Annotated in this window: 3 protein-coding genes; all 3 read right to left on the bottom strand. The window is 63.9% G+C overall.

Annotation, left to right across the window (positions count from 1 at the left end; all coding sequences use genetic code 11):
• Positions 1 to 162: 162 nt before the first annotated feature.
• Positions 163 to 2,388, bottom strand: coding sequence for a 3-hydroxyacyl-CoA dehydrogenase NAD-binding domain-containing protein (locus ACZYOF_RS41550; RefSeq protein ID WP_463719370.1), 2,226 nt, complete (start codon positions 2,386 to 2,388; stop codon positions 163 to 165).
• Positions 2,389 to 2,540: 152 nt separating this feature from the next.
• Positions 2,541 to 3,749 carry an acetyl-CoA C-acetyltransferase gene (locus ACZYOF_RS41545; protein WP_130583568.1) on the bottom strand — a complete coding sequence of 403 codons (1,209 nt, stop codon included), beginning with the start codon at positions 3,747 to 3,749 and terminating at the stop codon, positions 2,541 to 2,543.
• A gap of 74 nt (positions 3,750 to 3,823) precedes the next feature.
• A complete protein-coding gene (locus ACZYOF_RS41540) occupies positions 3,824 to 5,614 on the bottom strand; it encodes an acyl-CoA dehydrogenase C-terminal domain-containing protein (protein WP_463719369.1) in 1,791 nt (596 codons plus the stop codon).
• Positions 5,615 to 5,879 lie beyond the last annotated feature (265 nt).

The raw sequence follows: 5,879 nt of genomic DNA, 5'->3' as shown, positions 1-5,879 counted from the left end.
TCGCGCATCCCATCTTGGCCAGCGATCATCCGATCGCATCAAACAGGCCGGACATATGGATGCAAGCGATCCGATCACCTCAAAAGCTCTTGTGCCACGGGGGCCGTCCACATATGGGTCCCGGGTCGCGCTTCGCTTGCCCGGGACGACAAGACACCACCCCTACTCCGCGGCTTCCACCACCGGCTTCTTCGGCGGGAAGCGGCCGTAGAAGGTTTCGCCCTTGGCCGCCATCTCGACCAGGAGCTTCGGCGGGGTGAAGCGGGAGCCGTATTTGGCCTCGAACTTGTGGCAGAGCTCGACGAATTTCTTCGTGCCCATGAAGTCGATATAGGACAGCGTGCCGCCGGTGAACGGCGCGAAGCCGAAGCCCAGGATCGAGCCGACATCGGCCTCGCGCACGTCGGTGATGACATGATCCTCCACCGTGCGTGCGGCTTCCACCGCCTGCACCACCAGGAAGCGCTGCTTCAATTCCTCGACATCAAGCGTATCCGGATCGAGGTGCTTCGGCTGCAGCCCGCCAAGCCCGGGCCACAGGCTCTTCTGGCCCTTGCCCTTCTCCGGATAGTCGTAGAAGCCCTTGGCATTCTTGCGGCCAAAGCGGCCCTGCTTCTCGACCATTTCAACCATCAGCTTCTTGTGATCCTGGTTGATGGCGTTGGGGCCAAGATCGGCTTCGGTCGCCTTCATGATCTTCAGGCCGAGGTCGAGCGCGACCTCGTCCGACAGCGACAGCGGCCCGACCGGCATGCCGGCCATCTTGGCGGTGTTCTCGATCATGGCCGCCGGCACGCCTTCCAGGAACATCTCGTTGCCTTCCGCGATGTAGCGCATCACGCAGCGGTTGGCGAAGAAGCCGCGGGAGTCATTGACCACGATCGGCGTCTTGCCGATGGCGCGGACATAGTCCAGCGCGGTCGCGAGCGCGGCGTCGCCGGTGTTCTTGCCGAGGATGATCTCGACCAGCATCATCTTCTCGACCGGCGAGAAGAAGTGGATGCCGATGAACTTGCCCTGGTGCTTGAATTCCTCGGCCAGCGAATTGATCGGCAGCGTCGAGGTGTTGGAGGCGAAGATCGCGTCACCCTTCAAGAGCGGCTGCGCCTTGGCATAGGTATCAGCCTTGACCTTGCGATCCTCGAACACCGCCTCGATAACGAGGTCGCAGTCCTTCAACACGTTGTAGTCGGCGGTCGCGGTGATGCGCGACAGCAGCGCATCGCGCTCGGCCTCCTTCGCGCGGCCCTTGGCGACAAGACCGTCGATCACGCTTTTGGCGTGGGCCTTGCCCTTGTCGGCGCTCTCCTGGTCGCGATCGATCAGCACGACATCGATGCCGGCCTTGGCCGAGACGTAGCCGACGCTGGCGCCCATGAAGCCGGCGCCGATTATGGCAAGCTTCTTGACCTTGGTCGGCGGCACGCCCGCAGGACGGCGGGCGCCCTTGTTCAGTTCCTGCATCGACAGGAAGAGCGAGCGGATCATCGCCGCCGCTTCCTTGGAGCGCAGCACTTGCGTGAAGTAGCGGGACTCGACGCGCAGCGCGGCGTCGATCGGCAACTGCAGGCCTTCGTAGACGCAGCTCATGATGGCGCGCGCCGCCGGATAATTGTCATAGGTCTCGCGGCGGTAGATCGCATTGCCCGCCGGGAACATCTGCATGCCCATCTTCGAGAAGACGGGGCCGCCGGGCAGCCTGAAGCCCTTCTCATCCCATGGCGCGACCGCCTTGCCGCCGCCCTTGATCCAGTCCTTCGCAGCCTTGACCAGTTCGCCGGGCGGCACGATCGCGTGGATCAGGTTGAGCTGCTTGGCTCTTGCGAGGTTGATCGCCTCGCCCTTCAACAGGAGCTGCATCGCGTCCTGCGGCGGCACGATCCGCGGCACGCGCTGGGTGCCGCCGGCGCCGGGGAACAGGCCGACCTTGATCTCGGGCAGGCCGAGCCGGGTCTTCGGATTCTCCGCGGCGACGCGGTAGTGGCAGGACAGCGTGATCTCGAAGCCGCCGCCGAGCGCGAGCCCGTTGATGGCGGCGACCCACGGCTTGCCCGAGGTCTCGATCGAGCGGAACACCTGCGAGAAACGGCGGCTCTGCTCGAACAGCACCTGATTGGCCGCGACCTCGCCCTTCTCTTGCAGGAGCTGCGCATAGGTGCGGCTCATGCCCTCGAGCATCGAGAGGTCGGCGCCGGCGCAGAAGGCTTCCTTGCTCGAGGTGATGACGACGCCCTTGATCGCAGCATCCGCCGTGGTCTGCTTGACGATCTCCTCGAGCTCGAGGACCGAGGTTTCGTCCAGCACGTTCATCGAACGTCCCGGAATGTCCCAGGTGACGAGCGCAATGCCGTCGGCGTCGGTTTCGAATTTGAAATTCTTGAAGGCCATGTGGTGCTCCCTCGATGCCGGCTGCCGGTAAGGCGCTGGCGGTTGTTCTAAGCTCGGATCGTAGGGTGGGCAAAGGCGCACTTGCGCCGTGCCCACCATCACTTGCTGAGAATTCGATGGTGGGCACGCTTCGCTTTGCCCACCCTACGGCTTCATACGCGTTCGATGATGGTCGCGGTGCCCATGCCACCGCCGATGCACAAGGTCACCAGCGCGGTCGACTTGTCGGTGCGCTCGAGCTCGTCGAGCACGGTCCCCAGGATCATCGCGCCGGTCGCGCCAAGCGGATGGCCGAGCGCGATCGCGCCGCCATTGACGTTGATCTTGGCGTTATCGATGTCGAAGGCCTGGATGTAGCGCAGCACCACCGAGGCGAAGGCTTCATTCAGCTCGAACAGATCGATGTCCGACTTCTTCATGCCGGAGCGGGCGAACAGCTTTTCAGTGACGTCGACCGGCCCGGTCAGCATCATCGCGGGCTCCGAGCCGATATTGGCAAAGGCGCGGATCTTCGCACGCGGCTTCAGGCCGTACTTCTCACCCGCTTCCTTGCTGCCGAGCAGCACCGCGCCGGCGCCGTCGACAATCCCTGAGGAATTGCCGGCGTGATGCACGTAATTGACCTTCTCGATCTCCGGATGCGACTGCACCGCCACGGCATCGAAACCCGCCATCGCGGCCATCGCCGCGAACGACGGCTGGAGCTGCGCCAGCGACTGCATCGTGGTCGTGGGCCGCATATGCTCGTCCTTGGCGAGGATGGTGAGGCCGTTGACGTCCTTCACCGGCACCACCGATTTGTCGAAGCGCCCTTCGTCCCAGGACTTAGCGGCGCGCTGCTGGCTCTGCACAGCGTAGGCGTCGACATCGTCGCGGGAGAAGCCGTATTTGGTCGCGATCAGGTCGGCCGAGATGCCCTGCGGCATGAAATAGGCCGGCACCGCCATCGAGGGGTCCATCGGCCAGGCGCCGCCGGACGCGCCGATGCCGACCCGGCTCATGGACTCCGCACCGCCGCCGATCACCAGTTCATGCTGCCCGCTCATGATCTGGGCGGCGGCAAAATTCACGGCATCGAGGCCCGAAGCGCAGAAGCGGCTGATCTGCACGCCCGGCACCTTCTCGCCGAGGCCGGATTTCAGCGCCGCGAAGCGGGCCATGTCGGAGCCGGCTTCGCCGACGGGATCGACGATGCCGAGCACGACGTCGTCGACGACGTCTTCGGCAATGTTGTTGCGCTCCTTCAGCGCCTTCAGCGGGACGGTGGCGAGCGCCAGCGCGGTGACTTCGTGCAGCGCGCCGTCGGGCTTGCCGCGGCCGCGCGGGGTACGAACGTGATCGTAGATATATGCCTCAGGCATGACGCCCTCCTTAGATGAGGATCATAATATATAGCCGAACCGGCCGAAGCCGCGGGGTAGCTGCCGAAGATTCTTCAGAATGCTTCGGCCGCCAATTCCATCGTGGTACCGCTGCCGCTCTGGACGCGCGCGAGATGCACGGCCGTCTCCGGCAGCAGTTTCTCCATGAAGAAGCGGCCGGTCACGAGCTTGGTCGAGAGGTAAGGCGTTGCGCCGCCGGCGGCGATCTTGTCCTGCGTCACCTTCGCCATCCGCGCCCACATGTAGCCGAGCGCAACCAGCCCGAACAATTTCATGTAGTCGGTCGCGGCGGCGCCGGCATTGTCGGGCTTGGTCATCGCGTTCTGCATCAGCCAGCCGGTCGCCTGCTGCAGATGGCCGAGCGCGGCGGAGAGCGGGGTCACGAACGGCTTCATGCCTTCGTCGCCGCCGTGCTCCTTGGCGTAAGCGCCGACCTCGCCGAAGAACGCCATCACCGCGCGGCCACCGTCGCGCGGCAGCTTACGGCCGACGAGATCGAGCGCCTGGATGCCATTGGCGCCCTCATAAATCATCGAAATACGCGCATCGCGCACGAACTGCTCCATGCCCTGCTCGGCGATATAGCCGTGGCCGCCATACATCTGCTGCGCCAGCACGGTGTTGGCAAAGCCGGTGTCGGTGAGCACGCCCTTCAGGACCGGCGTCATCAGGCCCATATGGTCGTCGGCCTCCTGGCGGTCCTTGGGATCGTTCGAGCGATGGGCGACGTCGCTCTTCAGCGCGGTCCAGATCACCATGGCGCGCGCCGCCTCGTTGAAGGCGCGGATCGTCAGCAGCGTACGGCGGACATCGGGATGCACGATGATCGGATCGGCCGGCTTCTCCGGCTCCTTCGTGCCGGTCAGCGAGCGGCCCTGCAGGCGCTCGCGCGCATAAGCTACGGCGTTCTGATAGGCGACCTCGGACTGCGCGAGGCCCTGCACGGCGACGCCGAGCCGGGCTTCGTTCATCATCACGAACATGCCCTGCATGCCCTTGTTCTCCTGGCCGATCAGCCAGCCGGTGGCATTGTCGTAATTCATGACGCAGGTGGAATTGCCGTGAATGCCCATCTTGTGCTCGATCGAGCCGCAGGTGACGCCGTTGCGTGCCCCGAGCGAGCCATCGGCATTGACCAGGAATTTCGGCACCACGAACAGCGAGACGCCCTTGATGCCAGCCGGCGCACCTTCGATGCGCGCGAGCACGAGGTGGATGATGTTGTCGGTAAGGTCGTGCTCGCCGGCCGAGATGAAGATCTTGGTGCCCGTGATCTTGAAGCTGCCATCGGCCTGGGGCACGGCCTTGGTCCGCAACAGCCCGAGATCGGTGCCGCAATGCGGCTCGGTGAGGTTCATGGTGCCGGTCCATTCGCCCGCCACCATCTTCGGGACATAGGTCGTCTTCTGCTCGTCCGTGCCGTGCACCAGGAGCGCCGCGGTCGCACCCATGGTGAGACCGCCATACATGGAGAACGCCATGTTGGCCGAGATCTGGAATTCGTTGACCGCCTGGCTCAGCGTCACCGGCAGGCCCTGCCCGCCATATTCCGTCGGCGCCGAGAGTCCGAGCCAGCCGCCTTCGGCCACCTGCTTATAGGCTTCCTTGAAACCTTTCGGCGTCGTCACCGAGCCATCGTCGTGGCGGGCGCAGCCTTCGAGGTCGCCGACACGGTTGAGCGGCTGCAACACTTCTTCGGAAAGCTTCGCCGCCTCGCCCAGGATGGCTTCGCGCACGTCAGCCGATGCGTCGGTGAAACCCGGCAGGTTATCGTAGCGGTCGATCTGGAAGACGTCATTGAGCAGGAAACTCACATCTTCGACTGGGGCTTTGTAGATCGGCATGCTGTGCTCCGGCAGGCAGTTTTTGAATTTGGCGCCGCAGGCAAGACCCTCGCGACGCTGCGACCATTAAAGGTTCCCGAAACAGACCTTAGACCTTTCGGTGTTCCGGGAAAGCGATTATCGGGATCAGGACTGCGACTTAGCATTACAGTTGTTTTTTTAGTGGGTTTCTGAATCCATGGGCAACCATGATTCGAAGATCGTGGACGCAGGCAGCGTCGATTGAGGAGACGCTTGCGTTGTGGGCGGCGTCGCTTCGGGAGAT

Source organism: Bradyrhizobium sp. LeoA1Lang, from assembly GCF_055413685.1.
This window is presented reverse-complemented; position numbering and strand designations above follow the sequence as displayed.

Bases quoted from the DNA above. Each gene is read 5' to 3' on its own strand.
- ACZYOF_RS41550 (WP_463719370.1), bottom strand. From the start codon at position 2,388: ATGGCCTTCAAGAATTTCAAATTCGAAACCGACGCCGACGGCATTGCG.
- ACZYOF_RS41545 (WP_130583568.1), bottom strand. From the start codon at position 3,749: ATGCCTGAGGCATATATCTACGATCACGTTCGTACCCCGCGCGGCCGC.
- ACZYOF_RS41540 (WP_463719369.1), bottom strand. From the start codon at position 5,614: ATGCCGATCTACAAAGCCCCAGTCGAAGATGTGAGTTTCCTGCTCAAT.